The following is a 17,767-nucleotide window of genomic DNA, read 5'->3' on the forward strand; positions in this document are numbered from 1 at the left end:
TTATGGGTTTAACTTATCAAATGAAAATGAAAATTCCGTTTGACATGGCGGATATGAATGGTCATATCAAGTTGCCTGATGTCATTTTGCTGTCCTTACAGGTATCAGGTTTGCAGTCCATTGATTTGGGGATTAGTGACAAGGATATGCTGGAGAAATACAATCTGGTCTGGATTATTACTGACTATGATATCGATGTGGTACGGCTGCCTAAATTTGGTGAAGAAATGACGATTGAAACAGAAGCGCTTTCCTATAATCGTCTCTTTTGTTATCGTCGTTTTACCGTTTTTGATGAAAATGATGTTGCCGTGATTGAAATGATGGCTACCTTTGTTCTTATGGACAGAGACAGTCGAAAAGTGCATGCTGTAGAGCCAAAGATTGTCGCACCTTATGAAGCAGAATTTTCTAAAAAGTTGATTCGTGGTCCAAAATATCCAGAACTGAAAGATTCGACCAGTAAAGATTATCATGTTCGGTTTTATGATTTAGACATGAATGGTCATGTCAACAACAGCAAGTATTTGGACTGGATTTTTGAAGTTATGGGAGCTGATTTTCTCATGAAACACGTTCCCAAAAAAGTTCACCTCAAGTATGTTAAGGAAGTCCGACCTGGCGGACAGATTACCTCTAGTTATGATTTGAATGGATTAGAGAGCAATCATCAGATTTCCAGCGATGGTGATACCAATGCACAAGCTATGGTAACTTGGCAAGAAATTTCATAAGAGAAACAATAGAAAGAGAAGTATGACCTACAAAGGATATTTAATTGATTTAGACGGAACGATTTATAAAGGAAAAGACCGTATTCCCACGGGTGAAGCTTTTGTCCATGAATTACAACGACGCAACATTCCATATTTATTTGTGACGAACAATACAACACGTACTCCTGAGACTGTTCAAACAATGCTAACGGAACAATTCAATGTTGAAACGCCGATTGAAACGATTTATACAGCGACTTTAGCAACGGTTGACTACTTAAATGATAAAAATCTAGGCAAGAAAGTCTATGTTATCGGTGATGTCGGACTTAAGCAAGCCATTGCAGAAGCTGGCTATGTCGAAGATACTGATAACCCAGATTATGTAGTTGTTGGATTGGACTGGGAAGTGGACTATGAAAAATTGTCAATTGCTACTTTAGCTATTCAAAAGGGAGCTCATTTCGTAGGAACCAATCCAGATCTTAATATTCCGACAGAGCGCGGTCTCATGCCTGGAGCAGGATCGATTATTACTCTCATTGAAGTAGCAACTCGTGTGAAACCTGTTTATATCGGGAAGCCAAATGCAATTATCATGGAAAAGGCTGTTGAGCATCTAGGACTACCACGCGAGGAAGTGATAATGGTTGGGGATAATTACCTGACGGACATTCGGGCTGGGATTGACAATGGTATCCCTACGCTTCTGGTGACAACTGGCTTTACGAAACCAGAAGAAGTGCCAGGCTTGCCAATCCAACCAGATTATGTACTTTCTAGCCTAGCGGAGTGGGATTTTGATGCGCACTAAACTGACCTTTTGGCTGAGTATGCTCTGCTTTTTAGCAACAGCTATTTTGTTGACCATTTATCTGACTTGGCTGTTTTATCCTTTGGAAATTTCTTGGTTGCATTTAGAAAATCAAGTTTACCTCAAATCTGCAACCATTCAGCACAATTTCAATATTTTGATGAATTACCTAACCAATCCATTTCAGCAAAAGCTCTCCATGCCTGATTTTCGCTCATCAGCAGCAGGTCTGCACCATTTTCAAGTCGTGAAATATCTTTTTCATCTGGCGCAAGTTGCTTTTCTAGCAACCTTACCAGTGGTTTGTTTGTTTGTAAAAAACATTATAAAAAAAAGATATCTGTTTGTCTTTTCAAAGGCGATTTTAGCTATTATCTGGTTGCCTATTGTAATTGCTGGTGTGGCGCTGGGAATTGGCTTTGATGCGTTTTTCACTCTCTTTCATCAGATTTTATTTGCTGGGGATAATACTTGGTTATTTGACCCTGCTAAAGATCCTGTTATTTGGATATTGCCAGAAGAATTTTTCCTCCACGCCTTTCTTTTGTTTTTTGTTCTTTATGAAGGTTTTGCTGTGGGGCTATACCTGTGGAGTCGAAAAAGCTATTTGAAGAAGGAGGGAAACTGATGCTAGTCAATCAGCAAGTACGAAAAGATGTTAGTTTATTTTCTGCTTTGTGTCTGCTTTATGTCTTCGTCATGACAATGATTAGCTTGATTTATCAAACGATTGTAACCTTGTTTCAAGCGATTCGTTATCCCGGAAACCTTGAGAAAATCCAAAAAGTAACGGAAAGCTTTATGTCACGCGATGGTAGTTATTATCTAATTGCTGTCTGTGCAGGAGTTTTTATCTTTTGGTTGTATCGGGATGGTAAATTATTTAAGTCTGATTTACGAACGCAGAAAAGAGTCATGACTCCAAAAACGTTCGGACTAGTCTTATCATTCTTACTTCTGGGTCAATTAGGTTTTGTACTCTTTAATCAAATATTTGAAGTAGTGTTGAATATCTTTGGATTTAGCTTATTTAAAGCTATTGAATCAGCTTCCGCAGGCTCAGATAGTGTAACGATGTTTTTGTATGCAGGTTTTTTCGGTCCTGTTTCAGAAGAGTTGATTTTTCGCGGGGCGGGCTTACGGACATTTGAAAAATATGGAAAAGTCTTTGCGATTCTGATGTCTTCCCTCATATTTGGTTTATTTCATGGGAATATCCCGCAGTTCTTTTTTGCAGCTTTTGTTGGAATTGTCTTCTCTTATGTGACCTTGGAATATTCAATTCTCTGGGCAATGGTTTTCCACGTTTTTAATAACTTGGTCATCGGAGATGGTTTAACTTATTTGTATTCGTTTTTGCCGGACGATATAGGTGGTCTCTTACACTTATTTATCCTGCTAGTCGGTGCAAGTGTCGCAGTAATTTTCCTGATTAAAAACAAAGCAGACATAAAAATGTATGTACAAGAAAATCGTTCATTTCCAGGGGCCTATAGGCAAGCTTTTCGTTCTGTTTGGTTCTGGATTTTTACAATCTTCATGTTTTTAACATCTTTGACCTTGATAAGTCATTTGTGAAAGAAGATTTTTGAAAGGACTTTCAACTTTCTTTCATTTATGATAAAATAAAGGTAACAAAAGAGGAGCGTGTCAATCATGGAACAAACATTTTTTATTATAAAACCAGACGGCGTAAAACGTGGCTTGGTTGGAGAAGTACTGAAGCGCGTAGAACAACGTGGTTACAAAATCGAACGTTTGGAAATGAGAACCAATGTTTCAAATGAGTTAATTGATCAGCATTATGAAGCCCTATTAACGAAAGATTTTTATCCTTCAATCCGTGATTATATGACAAGCGGGCCTGTGATTATCGGTGTTTTATCGGGAAGCCAAGTGATTTCAGGTTGGCGTCACATGATGGGCGCTACTCGTCCGGAAGAAGCTCTACCGGGAACTATTCGCGGAGATTTTGCACAAGCAGCTGAAGCTGGTGAAACGATTCGAAATGTTGTTCATGGTTCAGATTCTGAAGAGTCTGCCAAACGGGAAATTGCGCTTTGGTTTGGTAATCATTAAAACATAGTAGTATAAATTCGAGAGAGTACAGATAGCCATTGCTTTTGTTCTCTCTTTTTTACTATCCGAATTGTACTGGGTGTGTTATAATAAAAAGGAATTGGAAATGTTTTAATATACTGAAAATTAATTGTTTTATCAAGGAGGAGATATGTCAGACAAACAAATTCATTTGGTTATCGTGACGGGAATGAGTGGAGCGGGAAAGACCGTAGCCATCCAGTCTTTTGAAGATTTGGGCTATTTTACGATTGATAATATGCCCCCCACGCTGGTTCCTAAATTTTTGCAGTTAATCGAAACAACGCAAGACAACGACAAGATTGCTATGGTTGTAGATATGCGTAGTCGTTCCTTCTTTTCTGAGATTCAGAAAGTTCTAGATGAGATTGAAAGTAACGCTGGACTTGATTTTAAGATTTTGTTTTTAGATGCGGCAGATACAGAATTAGTTGCACGTTACAAGGAAACGCGGCGTAGCCACCCCTTAGCAGCAGACGGTCGTATTTTAGACGGTATCAAGCTAGAACGTGAGTTACTAGCACCGTTGAAAAATATGAGTCAAAACGTGGTAGATACGACCGAATTAACACCGCGTGGATTGCGTAAAACCATTTCTGAGCATTTTTCAGATCAGACAAAACTCCAATCGTTTCGCATTGAAGTGGTGAGTTTTGGCTTTAAATATGGTCTTCCGCTAGATGCCGACCTTGTCTTTGATGTGCGTTTTTTACCAAATCCATATTACCAACCAGAACTTCGCAATCAAACAGGACTTGATAAACCAGTTTATGATTATGTGATGAATCATACGGAGTCAGAAGAATTTTATCAGCACTTAGTGGCTCTTATCAAACCGATTTTACCGGGCTACAAAAAAGAGGGGAAATCTGTTTTAACAATTGCGGTTGGTTGTACAGGCGGTCAACACAGAAGCGTAGCTTTTGCACAACGTCTAGCAGATGATTTGGCGAGCGAATGGACCGTTCATTCATCACATCGAGACAAAGACCGCAGAAAGGAAACGGTGAATCGTTCATGAGGAGACCAAAGATAGCCATTATCGGTGGTGGTACAGGGATTTCAGTCATTTTGAACAGTTTGCGTAAGAAAGATGTAGACATTGCTGCTATTGTGACGGTCGCTGATGACGGTGGAAGTTCGGGGGAATTGCGAAAAAACATTCAACAATTGACACCGCCTGGTGATTTGCGAAATGTTTTGGTGGCTTTATCGGACATGCCGCGCTTTTATGAAAAAGTTTTTCAATATCGCTTTGCAGATGAAGACGGTGCTTTAGCTGGACATCCACTTGGGAACTTGATTATTGCAGGTATTTCAGAAATGCAAGGGTCGACTTACAACGCTATGCAGCTACTGACTAAGTTTTTCCACACAACTGGCAAAATTTATCCGTCTTGTGATATACCTTTAACGCTTCATGCTGTATTTACTGATGGAAGCGAAGTCGCTGGAGAAAGTCATCTCGCAGAACACCAAGGTATGATTGAACGAGTTTATGTCACCAATACCTATAATGACCAGAAGCCGGTGGCTAGTCGCAAAGTGGTAGAGACGATTTTAGAAAGTGATATGGTTGTTTTGGGACCAGGGTCATTGTTTACCTCTATCTTACCCAATATGATGATTGAAGAAATTGGACAAGCTCTTTTAGAAACAAAGGCGGAAATCGCTTATGTCTGCAATATTATGACCCAGCGTGGTGAAACCGAGCATTTCACAGATAGTGACCACGTGGCTGTTTTGCATCGACATTTAGGAAAACGATTTATTGATACTGTTTTGGTGAATATTGAGGAAGTTCCTCAAGAGTATATGAATTCTAATAAATTTGATGAGTATTTGGTGCAGGTTGAGCATGATTTTAAAGGTTTGAAAGAGCAAGTACCTCGTGTCATTTCGTCTAATTTTCTTCGCTTGGAAAATGGCGGAGCTTTTCATGATGGTGAATCAGTCGTCGATGAACTTATGCAGATTATACAGGTGCGCAAATGAGTTTTACCATTAAAGTGAAAGAAGAACTGCTTGGTCTAGGCAAAAAAGATAAAATGGAATTATCGGCTATCATTAAGATGTCAGGCAGCTTAGGAATTTCTAGTCAAGGCTTAACATTATCTGTTACGACAGAAAATGCAAAAATCGCTCGTCACATTTATGAATTGTTGGCAGCTTTTTATCAAGTCAAATCGGATATTCGTCATCATCAAAAAGCGAATCTTCGGAAAAACCGTGTTTATACTGTTTTTTTAGACGAAGGTGTGGAACAAATTTTAGCCGATTTACACTTGGCAGACTCCTTTTTTGGGATTGAAGCAGGCATTGACCAAGCTATTTTATCAGATGATGAAGCGAGCCGATCGTATTTACGAGGAGCATTTTTATCCACGGGCAGTATGCGTGATCCAGATTCTGGGAAATATCAACTGGAAATCTTATCGGTCTATTCTGACCATGCGGAAGATTTAGCAGCTTTGATGCGAAAGTTTTTATTGGATGCCAAGACAATTGAGCGCAAAAAAGGCTCAGTGACCTATCTGCAGCGAGCTGAGGACATTATGGACTTTTTGATTGTGATTGGGGCTATGAAAGCAATGACTGAGTTTGAGTCGGTCAAGCTCTTGCGAGAGGCTAGAAATGATCTGAATCGGACGAATAATGCGGAAACGGCGAATATTGCTCGAACGGTGACAGCTAGCATGAAAACCATTCATAACATTAGCAAAATCATTGACACAGTTGGTTTAGAGAGCTTGCCGGTTGATTTGCAAGAGGTAGCTTATCTGCGTGTCAATCATCCGGATTATTCTATCCAGCAGTTGGCAGAAAGTCTTAGTAAGCCTTTGACGAAAAGTGGTGTCAATCATCGCTTGAGGAAAATCAATAAAATCGCAAATGAGTTGTAGAAAATGCAAAGAAATGGGGTTTATATATTATAGGCGGAATCAATTTGAGAATTTCCATTAAAACTTTACGGTTTTCTCTTGAAGATTTTCAAAAAGTGTGATATAGTAATAAAAATTAAATAATCCTTTAAATCTGTCCCGTGAGGCAGACAAGGAGTCAAAGTATAAGATGGTATAGTACAGTGAGGCTGTTAGCAGTTTCTCTATGCTTACCTAGATTTTCTGAAGTCTCCTTGTGAAGGAGACTTTTTCTTTTAACTTTTTATACAGGAGGTTTTCCATGAAAACAAAAGAAGTTGTTGATGGTTTGACAATGAAACGTGCCATTACACGGATCACTTATGAAATCATTGAGCGCAACAAAGAGCTAGACAAGATTGTCTTGATTGGTATAAAAACACGGGGTGTTTACATTGCACAGCGGATTCAAGAACGATTAGCGCAACTTGAAAAGATCAATGTACCTATCGGTGAGTTGGATACCAAACCATTCCGCGATGATTTTAAAGTGGAAGAAGATACAACACATGTTCCTGTTGATATTACAGACCGCGAAGTCATCTTGGTAGATGATGTCCTCTATACAGGACGCACCATTCGTGCTGCTATTGATAATCTAGTTAGCTTGGGACGTCCATCACGCGTGAGCTTGGCTGTTTTAGTAGACCGTGGGCATCGTGAGTTGCCGATTCGAGCAGATTATGTGGGCAAAAACATTCCAACTAGTCGAACAGAAGAAATTATTGTGGAAATGATAGAACAGGATGGTCAAGACCGTGTCTTGATTGCGGAGGAGTTATAAGAAAATGAGTCAAGATGTGAAATATGATGTACACGATATGCCAAAACCTGGTTTGCTTGTAGGATTGTCCTTTCAGCATTTGTTTGCCATGTTTGGAGCAACGGTTCTTGTTCCAATTCTGGTTGGAATCGACCCAGCAGTTGCCTTGTTTTCAAGCGGTCTAGGAACCTTGGCACACTTAACAGTTACCAAGTACAAAGTGCCAGCTTATATGGGGTCTAGTTTCGCTTATATTGCAGCTATGCAAATGTTGATGAAAACAGACGGTATCGCAGCAGTCGCTCAAGGTGCCATTACAGGTGGTTTGGTTTACTTCATTGTAGCTCTTATTGTGAAGTTCGCTGGGAATGCTTGGATTGATAAGATTTTGCCGCCAGTTGTGGTAGGACCAATCATTATGGTCATCGGACTAAGCCTAGCAAGCACAGCTGTAAATGATGTCATGCTAAAAGACGGTAAATACAATTTAACTTATTTCATCATTGGAATTGTCACTCTCTTTGCAGTCATCCTCTTTAATATCTATGGTAAAAAGATTGTTGGAATTATTCCAGTGCTGTTAGGCTTGATTGTCGGATATGTCTTCGCGCTCATTCTTGGAGTGGTAACAGGAGAAGAAATTATTTCCTTTGCAAAAGTCTCTCAAGCTTCATGGTTCCATGTCCCACCTATGCACCTTCCTTTCTTAGACTATAATGTAAAATTTTATCCAAGTGCGATTTTAACAATGGCTCCAATTGCATTTGTAACTATGACAGAGCACTTTGGTCATGTTATGGTATTGAATAGCTTGACCGGAAAAGATTTCTTTAAAGACCCAGGATTGGATAAAACTCTTGCCGGAGATGGTCTTGCACAAGTTATCGCTGGGATTTTCGGTGCGCCACCAGTAACGAGTTACGGTGAAAATATCGGTGTGATGGCTCTCAATAAAATCTATAGCGTTTATGTTATTGCAGGTGCAGCAGTACTTGCGATTGTGATGAGTTTTGTCGGAAAAGTATCGGCACTCTTACAATCCATTCCAACTCCAGTTCTAGGCGGTATTTCTATTGCGCTCTTTGGAGTCATCGCTTCTAGTGGTTTGAAAATTTTAATTGAAAAGCAAACGGACTTTGACAATAAGAAAAATCTGTTGATTGCTAGTGTGATCTTAGTCGCTGGGATTGGAGGATTAACGCTTCAACTTTCAGGTCTGCAAATTTCAGGGGTCGCCTTGTCAACGGTTCTTGGAATTGTGCTCTATCTTATCTTGCCAGAACCTAAAAATTAGTTTGAATTCTTAACTTTATTGAAAGAAACACCGTATCTAATAAAAGGAGAAATACACCATGTTATCTAATCAAATAGCTCTTAAAAATGTTGTCTCTATGGAAACTCTTACCAATGAGGAAGTCTTAAGTTTAATCAAACGTGGCATTGAATTTAAAAATGGAGCGAAAGCTCATTATGATGAACAGCATATTATCGCTAATCTTTTCTTTGAGCCCTCTACGCGAACACATAAAGCCTTTGAAGTAGCGGAATTAAAGCTAGGTTGTGACCTGTTGGATTTTGATTCAAAGACCAGCTCTATCAACAAAGGAGAGACCTTATATGATACGATTTTAACCATGTCAGCGCTCGGAGTGGATGTCTGTGTCATTCGTCATCCAGAAGTGGACTATTACAAGGAATTAGTCGAAAGTCCAACGATTACAACTTCAATTGTGAATGGTGGTGATGGTTCTGGCCAGCATCCTAGCCAAAGTTTGCTAGATTTGATGACCATTTATCAAGAGTTTGGGCATTTTGATGGCTTGAAGATTGCCATTGCAGGCGACTTAGATCATTCGCGTGTGGCGAAGTCAAATATGCAAATCTTGAAGCGTCTGGGTGCAGAACTTTATTTTGCAGGTCCAGAAGTATGGAGAAGTGAAGAATTTGCTGATTATGGACAATTTGTCACACTTGATGAAGTCGTTGACCAAGTAGACGTCTTAATGCTTCTGCGCGTGCAGCACGAGCGCCATGATGATGATTCACTCTTTTCAAAAGAAAATTACCATAAAATGCATGGTTTAACACAGGAACGATATGATAAGCTGAAAGATACAGCCATCATCATGCATCCGGCTCCAGTAAATCGTGATGTGGAAATTGCAGACCACTTAGTGGAAGCTCCAAAATCTCGTATTGTAGAACAAATGACAAATGGTGTATTTGTTCGGATGGCAATTATCGAGTCTGTCCTAAATGGACGAAAAAAATAATAAGCATTAATACGTTGTTGCAATAACAAACGGAGGGGAAAATGGAAAAACGCTTGTTAATTCTGGAAGACGGGACAGTATTTGAGGGAGAGGCGTTCGGTGCTGATATGGATGTGACCGGAGAAATCGTCTTTAATACAGGCATGACTGGCTACCAAGAATCCATTACGGATCAGTCTTACAATGGGCAAATCTTGACTTTCACTTATCCGTTAATCGGAAATTATGGAATCAACCGCGACGACTATGAAACGATCACTCCCACTTGCAAGGGAGTGGTCGTTTATGAGTGGGCACGAAGGGCAAGCAATTGGCGTAATCAGATGATTTTGGACGAGTTTTTAAAAGTCAAGAAAATTCCAGGAATTGCTGGTATTGATACACGGGCATTGACGAAAATCATTCGACAGCATGGAACGATGAAAGCAACAATAGCCAATGTAGGCGACCAAATGGTGCATCTGCAAGATCAGTTGAAGGCGACCGTTTTGCCGACCGATAATATCAAACAAGTTTCAACAAAGACACCGTATCCAGCACCGGGTTCAGGTCCTAGTATTGTGTTAGTTGATTTTGGATTGAAACATTCGATTCTTCGTGAATTAGCGGCACGCAATTGTAATGTGACAGTTGTTCCCTATGATACAAGTGCAGCAGATATTCTTCACCTTCACCCTGACGGTGTCATGTTATCCAACGGTCCAGGTAATCCAGATGATGTACCGCAAGTGCTAGACATGATTCGAGGGATTCAAGGTAAAATTCCTCTTTTTGGTATCTGCATGGGACATCAACTTTTTAGTAAGGCAAATGGAGCTCAGACTTATAAAATGAAATTCGGTCACCGTGGTTTTAATCATGCTGTCAGAGAGATTGCGACAGGGCGAATTGATTTTACCAGCCAAAATCATGGTTATGCTGTTAGTCGGGAAAATTTTCCGAGCGAGTTGCTGATTACGCATGAGGAAATCAATGACAAGTCTATTGAAGGTGTGCGACATCGGTTTTTCCCTGCTTTTTCAGTGCAGTTTCATCCTGATGCTGCACCAGGACCACATGATGCCAGTTATCTCTTTGATGAGTTTATGGAAATGATTGATGCTTTTAAACAACAGCATAGTTCATTGCAATCAATGGATTAGGAATAGGAGAAAAACATGCCAAAACGTACAGATATTCAGAAAATTATGGTGATTGGCTCTGGTCCCATTGTCATTGGACAGGCTGCTGAGTTTGATTATGCAGGAACGCAGGCTTGCTTGTCTTTGAAAGAAGAAGGCTACACAGTCGTTTTAGTTAATTCCAATCCTGCAACGATTATGACAGACAAGGAAATTGCTGACAAGGTTTATATTGAGCCAATTACGCTGGAATTTGTCACTAGAATCTTACGGAAAGAGCGACCAGATGCACTTCTGCCGACATTGGGTGGGCAAACAGGACTCAATATGGCAATGGAATTATCCAAAAAAGGTATCTTGGATGAGCTAGGTGTCGAACTTTTAGGAACTAAGCTGTCGGCTATTGACCAAGCTGAGGATCGTGATTTGTTTAAGCAGCTCATGGAAGAGCTGGAACAGCCTATTCCAGAATCTGAAATTGTAAATACAGTCGAAGAAGCGGTAGACTTTGCAGCGAAAATAGGCTACCCAGTCATTGTTCGCCCAGCCTTTACCTTAGGGGGAACTGGCGGCGGAATGTGTGCCAATGAGGAAGAATTGCGAGAGATTGCTGAAAATGGTCTGAAATTATCTCCGGTGACTCAGTGTTTGATTGAGCGCTCTATTGCTGGTTTCAAGGAAATTGAGTACGAAGTTATGCGTGATGCAGCTGACAATGCTTTGGTGGTCTGCAATATGGAAAATTTTGATCCAGTAGGTGTACACACAGGCGATTCCATTGTCTTTGCACCAACGCAAACTATTTCGGATTATGAAAATCAAATGTTGCGGGATGCTAGCTTGAAAATTATCCGTGCTCTAAAAATCGAAGGAGGCTGTAATGTGCAGTTGGCATTGGATCCACATAGCTTTAATTACTATGTCATTGAAGTCAATCCGCGCGTGTCTCGTTCGTCTGCCTTAGCTTCTAAAGCTACAGGCTACCCTATTGCTAAATTGGCTGCAAAAATCGCCGTTGGCTTAACACTAGATGAAGTTATTAATCCGGTCACAGGTACAACTTATGCCATGTTTGAACCGGCTCTGGACTATGTGGTAGCGAAGATTCCACGTTTTCCTTTTGATAAATTTGAACATGGAGAACGTCATCTGGGAACGCAAATGAAAGCTACCGGTGAGGTCATGGCTATTGGGCGTAATATCGAAGAAAGCTTGCTCAAAGCCTGTCGTTCTCTGGAAATTGGTGTTGATCATAATGAAATGCCAGAACTAAATCAAGTGGCAGATGATGATTTACTAGAAAAAGTCGTCAAAGCGCAAGATGATCGTCTTTTTTATATATCTGAAGCCATTCGCCGTGGCTATGATATTGAAGAAATTGCAAAGTTAACCAAGATTGATTTGTTCTTTCTGGATAAATTGCTTCACATTCATGAATTAGAGCAGGAGTTGATCACTCATGTCGGAGATGCAAATCTGCTTAGACAGGCTAAGCAAAACGGCTTTGCAGATACTAAGTTAGCTCGGCTTTGGGAAATGACGGCAGAAGAAGTGCGTCAATTTCGTAAAGAAGAGCGGATTCTTCCAATTTATAAAATGGTTGATACCTGTGCAGCCGAGTTTGAATCAAGCACGCCATATTTTTATTCTACTTATGCTTTTGAAAATGAATCAATCAAGTCAGAAAAAGAGTCTGTTCTAGTGTTGGGCTCTGGACCTATTCGGATTGGTCAAGGAGTAGAATTTGACTATGCTACTGTGCACTCGGTCAAGGCTATTCAAGCAACTGGCTATGAAGCAATCATTATGAATAGTAATCCTGAAACGGTCTCAACAGATTTTTCGATTTCTGATAAGCTTTACTTTGAACCCTTGACTTTTGAAGATGTCATGAATGTCATTGAACTGGAGCAGCCAAAGGGAGTCATCGTCCAATTTGGTGGACAAACCGCTATCAATCTAGCTGAGCCATTGTCAAAAGCTGGCGTGAAAATTTTAGGTACTCAGGTAGCTGACCTTGACCGTGCAGAAGACCGTGATTTGTTTGAACAGGCTCTTAAGGATTTGAATATTCCGCAGCCACCAGGTCAGACAGCGACGAATGAAGAAGAAGCGGTGGCAGCAGCCAGCAAGATTGGCTTCCCAGTCTTGGTGCGTCCTTCTTATGTTCTGGGCGGTCGTGCTATGGAGATTGTAGAGAACGAAGCAGACCTTCGCTCCTATATGCGGACTGCTGTCAAGGCTAGTCCCGATCATCCGGTGTTGATAGACTCTTACATTGTTGGCAAGGAATGTGAGGTAGATGCCATTTCGGACGGTCATCAGGTCTTAATTCCAGGTATTATGGAACATATTGAACGGGCTGGAGTTCACTCAGGTGATTCTATGGCTGTTTATCCTCCGCAAACCTTATCTGCTCAAGTTCAGCGGACTATCGCCGATTATACTAAGAAATTGGCTATCGGACTTCACTGTATCGGTATGATGAACATTCAGTTTGTCATCAAAGATGAGAAGGTTTATGTCATTGAGGTCAATCCTCGTGCTAGCCGGACGGTGCCATTCTTGTCTAAAGTGACGGATATCCCTATGGCACAGGTGGCAACTCGGTTGATTCTCGGTCAAACTTTAGCGGAGCTAGGGTATGAAGATGGTCTTTATCCAGAAGGTCAAAATGTACATGTTAAAGCACCAGTCTTTTCCTTCACTAAGTTGGCCAAGGTAGATAGCCTTCTTGGTCCTGAAATGAAATCGACGGGTGAGGTTATGGGAACAGATGCAACTCTTGAAAAAGCTTTATACAAGGCTTTTGAAGCCTCTTATCTACATCTTCCAAACTTTGGCAATGTTGTCTTTACGATTGCGGATGAAAATAAGAAAGAAGCCCTCGCATTAGCGAAACGTTTTGCAGCGATTGGATACAGTATTTTAGCAACACAAGGTACAGCGAAATTCTTTGAAGAAAATGGTGTTTCGACGCAATTGGTTGAAAAAATTGGTACAGCCGATAACAATGACATTCCTGCCTTTGTTCGCAAAGGCAAGGTTCAGGCGATTATCAATACAGTCGGAACGAAACGAACAGCAGATGAACACGGTCAGGCTATTCGCCGTTCTGCTATCGAACATGGAATTACACTTTTTACAGCGCTTGATACAGCTGATGCCATACTAAAGGTCTTAGAAAGTCGTAGCTTTATGACAGAAGCAATTTAGAGCAGTATTCTTTTTGTCATGATATTAAGTTCTTTTTTTAAAATCTCTTGACAAATCTATTTATCTATCTTATACTTAATACAATTAAATACAACTTTAATCATGTCCCGTGAGGCATAAAAGTAATCGTTAAAATGGATTAGTGCGCTAATCTACTATTTTACTGTAAACTTTTGGCTCAGGACTTCCTGAGCTTTTTGATTTTTAGGCTGTATTCAATTAATAAATGTAGTCTGTGAGCTACGATTAAGGAGAATGTGCATGTCTTTAGACAAAAATAATAAGCGAGCATTAGTTGCTGCAATTGTTGCATCAGGAACAGACGACTTAAATGTCATGTTCTTAGCTTTTTCGATGTCGTCTATCATTTCAGAATTGGGCGTTACAGGAGCCCAAGGGGGCTGGATTGCGACGATTACCAATTTAGGAATGTTGGTTGGTGGTTTGCTCTTTGGTATACTGGCTGACCGTTATCACAAGTTCAAAGTCTTTAAATGGACGATTGTTATTTTTTCATTGGCGACAGGACTGATTTACTTTACACAAAATATTTATTATCTCTATCTCATGCGTTTTATTGCTGGGATAGGCGTTGGCGGCGAGTATGGAGTTGCCATTGCGATTATGGCAGGGATTGTCCCTGTTGGAAAAATGGGACGCATTTCCTCTCTGAACGGAATTGCAGGTCAGATTGGTTCTATCACTTCAGCGCTGTTAGCAGGTTGGCTGGCACCGGCACTTGGCTGGAAAGGCCTTTTCCTCTTTGGACTTGCGCCTATTGCCTTGGTTTTGTGGATGATATTAGCGATTGACGATGACCATATTCGAGATAATGGCAATGTGAAATCAACAGCAAAAGAACGCCAGTCCGTTAAAATGAGTGAATTGTTTAAAACACCAGCTTTAACAGCTCAGACGGTAGCACTGATGGTTATGACGACGGTACAAATTGCTGGGTATTTTGGGATGATGAACTGGCTTCCAACCATTATCCAAACAAGCCTGCATATTTCTGTAAAAGATTCCTCACTTTGGATGGTCTCAACGATTTTGGGAATGTGTCTGGGAATGCTCACCTTCGGTCAAATCCTCGATAAATGGGGACCAAGATTTGTTTATTCAATCTTTCTTTTAGCTTCTTCTATGTGTGTTTACCTCTTCCAATTTGCCAATTCAATGCCAGCCATGATTGTCGGTGGTGCGATTGTCGGATTCTTTGTAAACGGTATGTTTGCTGGTTATGGCGCGATGATTACGAGATTGTATCCAGCTCACATTCGCTCCACGGCTAATAATGTCATCTTAAATGTCGGACGAGCAATTGGAGGCTTCTCATCTGTAATTATTGGGAAAATTTTAGATGTTTCAAGTGTCTCAATGGTCATGATTTTCCTAGCAAGCCTTTATTTGATTAGCTTTGCTGCCTTGTGGACGATTAGGAACTTAAAAGCAGAACGTTACTCACAATTAGGAGAAGAATTAGTCGCAAAAGAAGCGTAGTATATTAAGTTTTAATGAAAGTCTGTTCATTTGAATGACAGGCTTTTTGTATTTCATGATATAATGAAATCAGGCAAGTATAGGAGAAAATGGGATGAATTTTAAACAGCTGTCGTATTTTCAGGATATTGTTCGTACAGGGAGTTTTACAGAAGCAGTAGAAGAAAATTTTATTTCGCAATCAGCCATGTCCCAACAGATGAAATCGCTGGAAGAGGAGCTTGGTGTGACCCTTTTTGAACGAAAAAATCGCGGATTTCATTTAACGAGAGCTGGGAAATTTTTTTATCAAAAAAGTCAACGGTTGCTAGAAGATTATAATGGTTTGGTAGCTGATACACAAGTTTTGACAGGAACACAGACAGTTTCCATGCGGATAGGTCTATTGTGGGGAATGACAGAAAGCGTACTGCCCCAGATTTTAGCTGAATTCAAAGAGCGTTTTCCAAGTGTTCAGTTGGAAATCATGGTAGGAAGTCACGAAGAAATTGGTACAGCACTGCGCCAGCAAAAGTTGGATATGACCATTAGCGACCAGTGAAAAGCATTTTCTGGTAATTATGCGAATATTTGCTTAACTTCTTTCCCGCTTTATATCAGAATTGGGCAAACTCACCCCTTATCCCAATCAAAATCTGTTCAGATGAAAGACTTGCAGGCTTATTCAGCTTTGTTATTAGCCGTGAAAGGCCAGGAAAAGATAGAATCTGATTATTATCGAGACAATCTTGGCTTTCAGTCGGAATTTAATTTTGCTTATTCTCCAGAAGAAGTAGCATTGCAACTCATGGTTTCTACTGCTTATTTTCCATTTGAAAAAATGACTACTAAAGCAACTTCAAACCTTTATCACGAATTTCCTCTTTTGCAGAATCAGCAACCGATAGAGCGAGACTATTTTCTTTTTTATCATTTGGAGCATGCTCATCCTTACACAGAAGATTTTTTAGAAATTGCTAAACGTTATTTCAGATAAGTTTTTCTTATCTGATTTTTCTTATAATTCAAATTGATTTGTCAAAAGCAAAGCGATACAATACTAAATATAAAGAAGAAAGTGAGGAAATGTCATGGATATTGATAATAAAGTCTCTTTTCCGGATTTGCTAGGCTTATCTGAAACGGATCTAGAATTTGTTGCACTCTTTAAACAATTCGCTTTTCAGGAAGTGCCGAAAGACCTCCCCTTCTCATTAGATGAAAGAAGATATTACCTAGCCACTTTAGCTGTTTTAGTTGGCAGTCAAGGGCTTGAAGCTTATAAAGAGATTCTTCCCGTTGCTTTGGATAATGGGGTGAAAGCCGTGGAAGTCAAAGAATTGCTGTATCAAGCAGTTGCTTATCTAGGTCTTAGTCGTGTTTATGCCTTTTTCGTACCGACGAATACGATTTTTACCAATCAAGGAATTTCTCTTCCTTTGGCTAGTCAAAAAAATACGAAAAATCAAACTCGCTTAGAAGCTGGAGAAGAAGCTCAGATTGCAATTTTTGGCGAGCAGATGAAAGGTTTTGCGACAAAGGGAGAGCCGGATGTACGCCATATTAACAAATGGTTGGTAGATAATTGTTTTGGTGATTATTATACTCGCTCTAGCCTTGATTATGCTGAGCGTGAATTGCTGACATTTTGCTATCTTTATTCTCAAGGGGGCTGTGAACCGCAGCTAAAAGGGCACATTGCAGCCAATCTTCGCTTAGGAAATGATAAAACGTTGTTAATTGCAGTCATCTCTGCTTGTATCCCTTATATCGGTTATCCGCGTACTCTAAATGCACTTAGTTGTATCAACGAAGTTGTAAATGCACAACAGTAAATTTATCATAAAGGAAGTAGAAAAATGAAATATCAAACAAAAGAAGCCTTTGATAAGGCAAATCATTTCGGACTTGGTGCATCAAATGATGCTTATGCTCAATACTTTATCGGTCAATCGTATTTAAATTCCCTCGGTGCAACAAAAGATGGTGTAATCGCCCTTCATAATGTCACTTTTGAGCCTGGTTGTCGAAATAATTGGCATATTCACCACGCTAGCAAGGGCGGTGGACAAATTCTGATTTGTACGGCTGGTGAAGGTTGGTATCAAGAAGAAGGTAAAGAAGCAGTCAGCTTATCTGAAGGTTCTGTAGTGATTATCCCTGCGAATGTAAAGCACTGGCACGGTGCGAAAAAAGATTCTTGGTTCAGCCATATAGCGTTTGGTGTTCCTGGGGAAGATTTGTCAAACGAATGGTGTGAAGCTGTTTCAGACGAGGAATATAATCAATTAAAAGATTAGAAGAAACAATCATCTCAAGAGCAAGTATTGCGGATTTGATTGTTTGTATCATAAAAGAACCGTC

The 17,767-nt window shown here is 40.1% G+C and carries 18 protein-coding genes; all 18 read left to right on the forward strand.

Features of this window, described 5'->3' with window-relative positions; genetic code table 11:
* Positions 1–2: 2 nt before the first annotated feature.
* The 18 genes from ACOMA9_RS01195 (at position 3) to ACOMA9_RS01280 (ending at position 17,703) form a co-directional block, all read left to right on the forward strand.
* The gene (locus ACOMA9_RS01195; protein WP_003027992.1) at positions 3–734 is read left to right on the forward strand and encodes an acyl-[acyl-carrier-protein] thioesterase; all 732 of its coding nucleotides are present in this window, start codon (positions 3–5) and stop codon (positions 732–734) included.
* A 22-nt stretch (positions 735–756) separates the two neighbouring features.
* A complete protein-coding gene (locus ACOMA9_RS01200) occupies positions 757–1,530 on the forward strand; it encodes a TIGR01457 family HAD-type hydrolase (RefSeq protein WP_330945078.1) in 774 nt (257 codons plus the stop codon).
* Positions 1,520–2,158, forward strand: a complete 639-nt coding sequence (locus ACOMA9_RS01205) for a TIGR01906 family membrane protein (protein ID WP_106083655.1) — start codon at positions 1,520–1,522, stop codon at positions 2,156–2,158. Before ACOMA9_RS01200 ends, ACOMA9_RS01205 begins: the two co-directional genes overlap by 11 nt.
* Positions 2,158–3,108, forward strand: a complete 951-nt coding sequence (locus ACOMA9_RS01210; protein WP_330945079.1) for a CPBP family intramembrane glutamic endopeptidase — start codon at positions 2,158–2,160, stop codon at positions 3,106–3,108. Before ACOMA9_RS01205 ends, ACOMA9_RS01210 begins: the two co-directional genes overlap by 1 nt.
* A 78-nt stretch (positions 3,109–3,186) precedes the next feature.
* On the forward strand, positions 3,187–3,609 hold the full coding sequence (ndk, locus tag ACOMA9_RS01215; protein ID WP_003024857.1) for a nucleoside-diphosphate kinase: 423 nt from the start codon (positions 3,187–3,189) through the stop codon (positions 3,607–3,609).
* Between the two features lie 151 nt (positions 3,610–3,760).
* On the forward strand, positions 3,761–4,651 hold the full coding sequence (gene rapZ, locus ACOMA9_RS01220) for an RNase adapter RapZ (protein WP_003030653.1): 891 nt from the start codon (positions 3,761–3,763) through the stop codon (positions 4,649–4,651).
* Positions 4,648–5,625: a YvcK family protein gene (locus ACOMA9_RS01225; protein ID WP_106083653.1), complete on the forward strand. Its 978-nt coding sequence runs from the start codon at positions 4,648–4,650 to the stop codon at positions 5,623–5,625. Before rapZ ends, ACOMA9_RS01225 begins: the two co-directional genes overlap by 4 nt.
* On the forward strand, positions 5,622–6,533 hold the full coding sequence (whiA, locus tag ACOMA9_RS01230; protein ID WP_003042317.1) for a DNA-binding protein WhiA: 912 nt from the start codon (positions 5,622–5,624) through the stop codon (positions 6,531–6,533). The genes ACOMA9_RS01225 and whiA overlap by 4 nt, the downstream gene beginning before the upstream one ends.
* Positions 6,534–6,813: 280 nt before the next feature.
* Positions 6,814–7,335, forward strand: a complete 522-nt coding sequence (pyrR, locus tag ACOMA9_RS01235) for a bifunctional pyr operon transcriptional regulator/uracil phosphoribosyltransferase PyrR (protein ID WP_003027998.1) — start codon at positions 6,814–6,816, stop codon at positions 7,333–7,335.
* Between the two features lie 4 nt (positions 7,336–7,339).
* The gene (locus ACOMA9_RS01240) at positions 7,340–8,608 is read left to right on the forward strand and encodes a uracil-xanthine permease family protein (RefSeq protein WP_049533894.1); all 1,269 of its coding nucleotides are present in this window, start codon (positions 7,340–7,342) and stop codon (positions 8,606–8,608) included.
* A gap of 58 nt (positions 8,609–8,666) precedes the next feature.
* Positions 8,667–9,587, forward strand: coding sequence for an aspartate carbamoyltransferase catalytic subunit (locus ACOMA9_RS01245; protein ID WP_270206661.1), 921 nt, complete (start codon positions 8,667–8,669; stop codon positions 9,585–9,587).
* A gap of 41 nt (positions 9,588–9,628) precedes the next feature.
* Positions 9,629–10,729 (forward strand): carbamoyl phosphate synthase small subunit, encoded by a 1,101-nt coding sequence (locus ACOMA9_RS01250; protein ID WP_421424393.1) that lies wholly within the window; start codon positions 9,629–9,631, stop codon positions 10,727–10,729.
* 15 nt (positions 10,730–10,744) lie between these two features.
* Positions 10,745–13,924: a carbamoyl-phosphate synthase large subunit gene (carB, locus tag ACOMA9_RS01255; protein ID WP_330945082.1), complete on the forward strand. Its 3,180-nt coding sequence runs from the start codon at positions 10,745–10,747 to the stop codon at positions 13,922–13,924.
* A gap of 261 nt (positions 13,925–14,185) precedes the next feature.
* Positions 14,186–15,424 (forward strand): MFS transporter, encoded by a 1,239-nt coding sequence (locus tag ACOMA9_RS01260; RefSeq protein WP_330945087.1) that lies wholly within the window; start codon positions 14,186–14,188, stop codon positions 15,422–15,424.
* Positions 15,425–15,518: 94 nt separating this feature from the next.
* The gene (locus ACOMA9_RS01265; RefSeq protein ID WP_421424395.1) at positions 15,519–15,965 is read left to right on the forward strand and encodes a LysR family transcriptional regulator; all 447 of its coding nucleotides are present in this window, start codon (positions 15,519–15,521) and stop codon (positions 15,963–15,965) included.
* A gap of 102 nt (positions 15,966–16,067) precedes the next feature.
* Positions 16,068–16,400 (forward strand): hypothetical protein, encoded by a 333-nt coding sequence (locus tag ACOMA9_RS01270; protein WP_421424397.1) that lies wholly within the window; start codon positions 16,068–16,070, stop codon positions 16,398–16,400.
* A gap of 94 nt (positions 16,401–16,494) precedes the next feature.
* Positions 16,495–17,238, forward strand: coding sequence for a carboxymuconolactone decarboxylase family protein (locus ACOMA9_RS01275; RefSeq protein ID WP_330945089.1), 744 nt, complete (start codon positions 16,495–16,497; stop codon positions 17,236–17,238).
* 24 nt (positions 17,239–17,262) lie between these two features.
* Positions 17,263–17,703: a cupin domain-containing protein gene (locus ACOMA9_RS01280; protein ID WP_003028006.1), complete on the forward strand. Its 441-nt coding sequence runs from the start codon at positions 17,263–17,265 to the stop codon at positions 17,701–17,703.
* Positions 17,704–17,767: the final 64 nt, after the last annotated feature.

The organism is Streptococcus atopicus, from assembly GCF_049166725.1.
Taxonomy (GTDB): Bacteria; Bacillota; Bacilli; order Lactobacillales; family Streptococcaceae; genus Streptococcus; species Streptococcus hominis.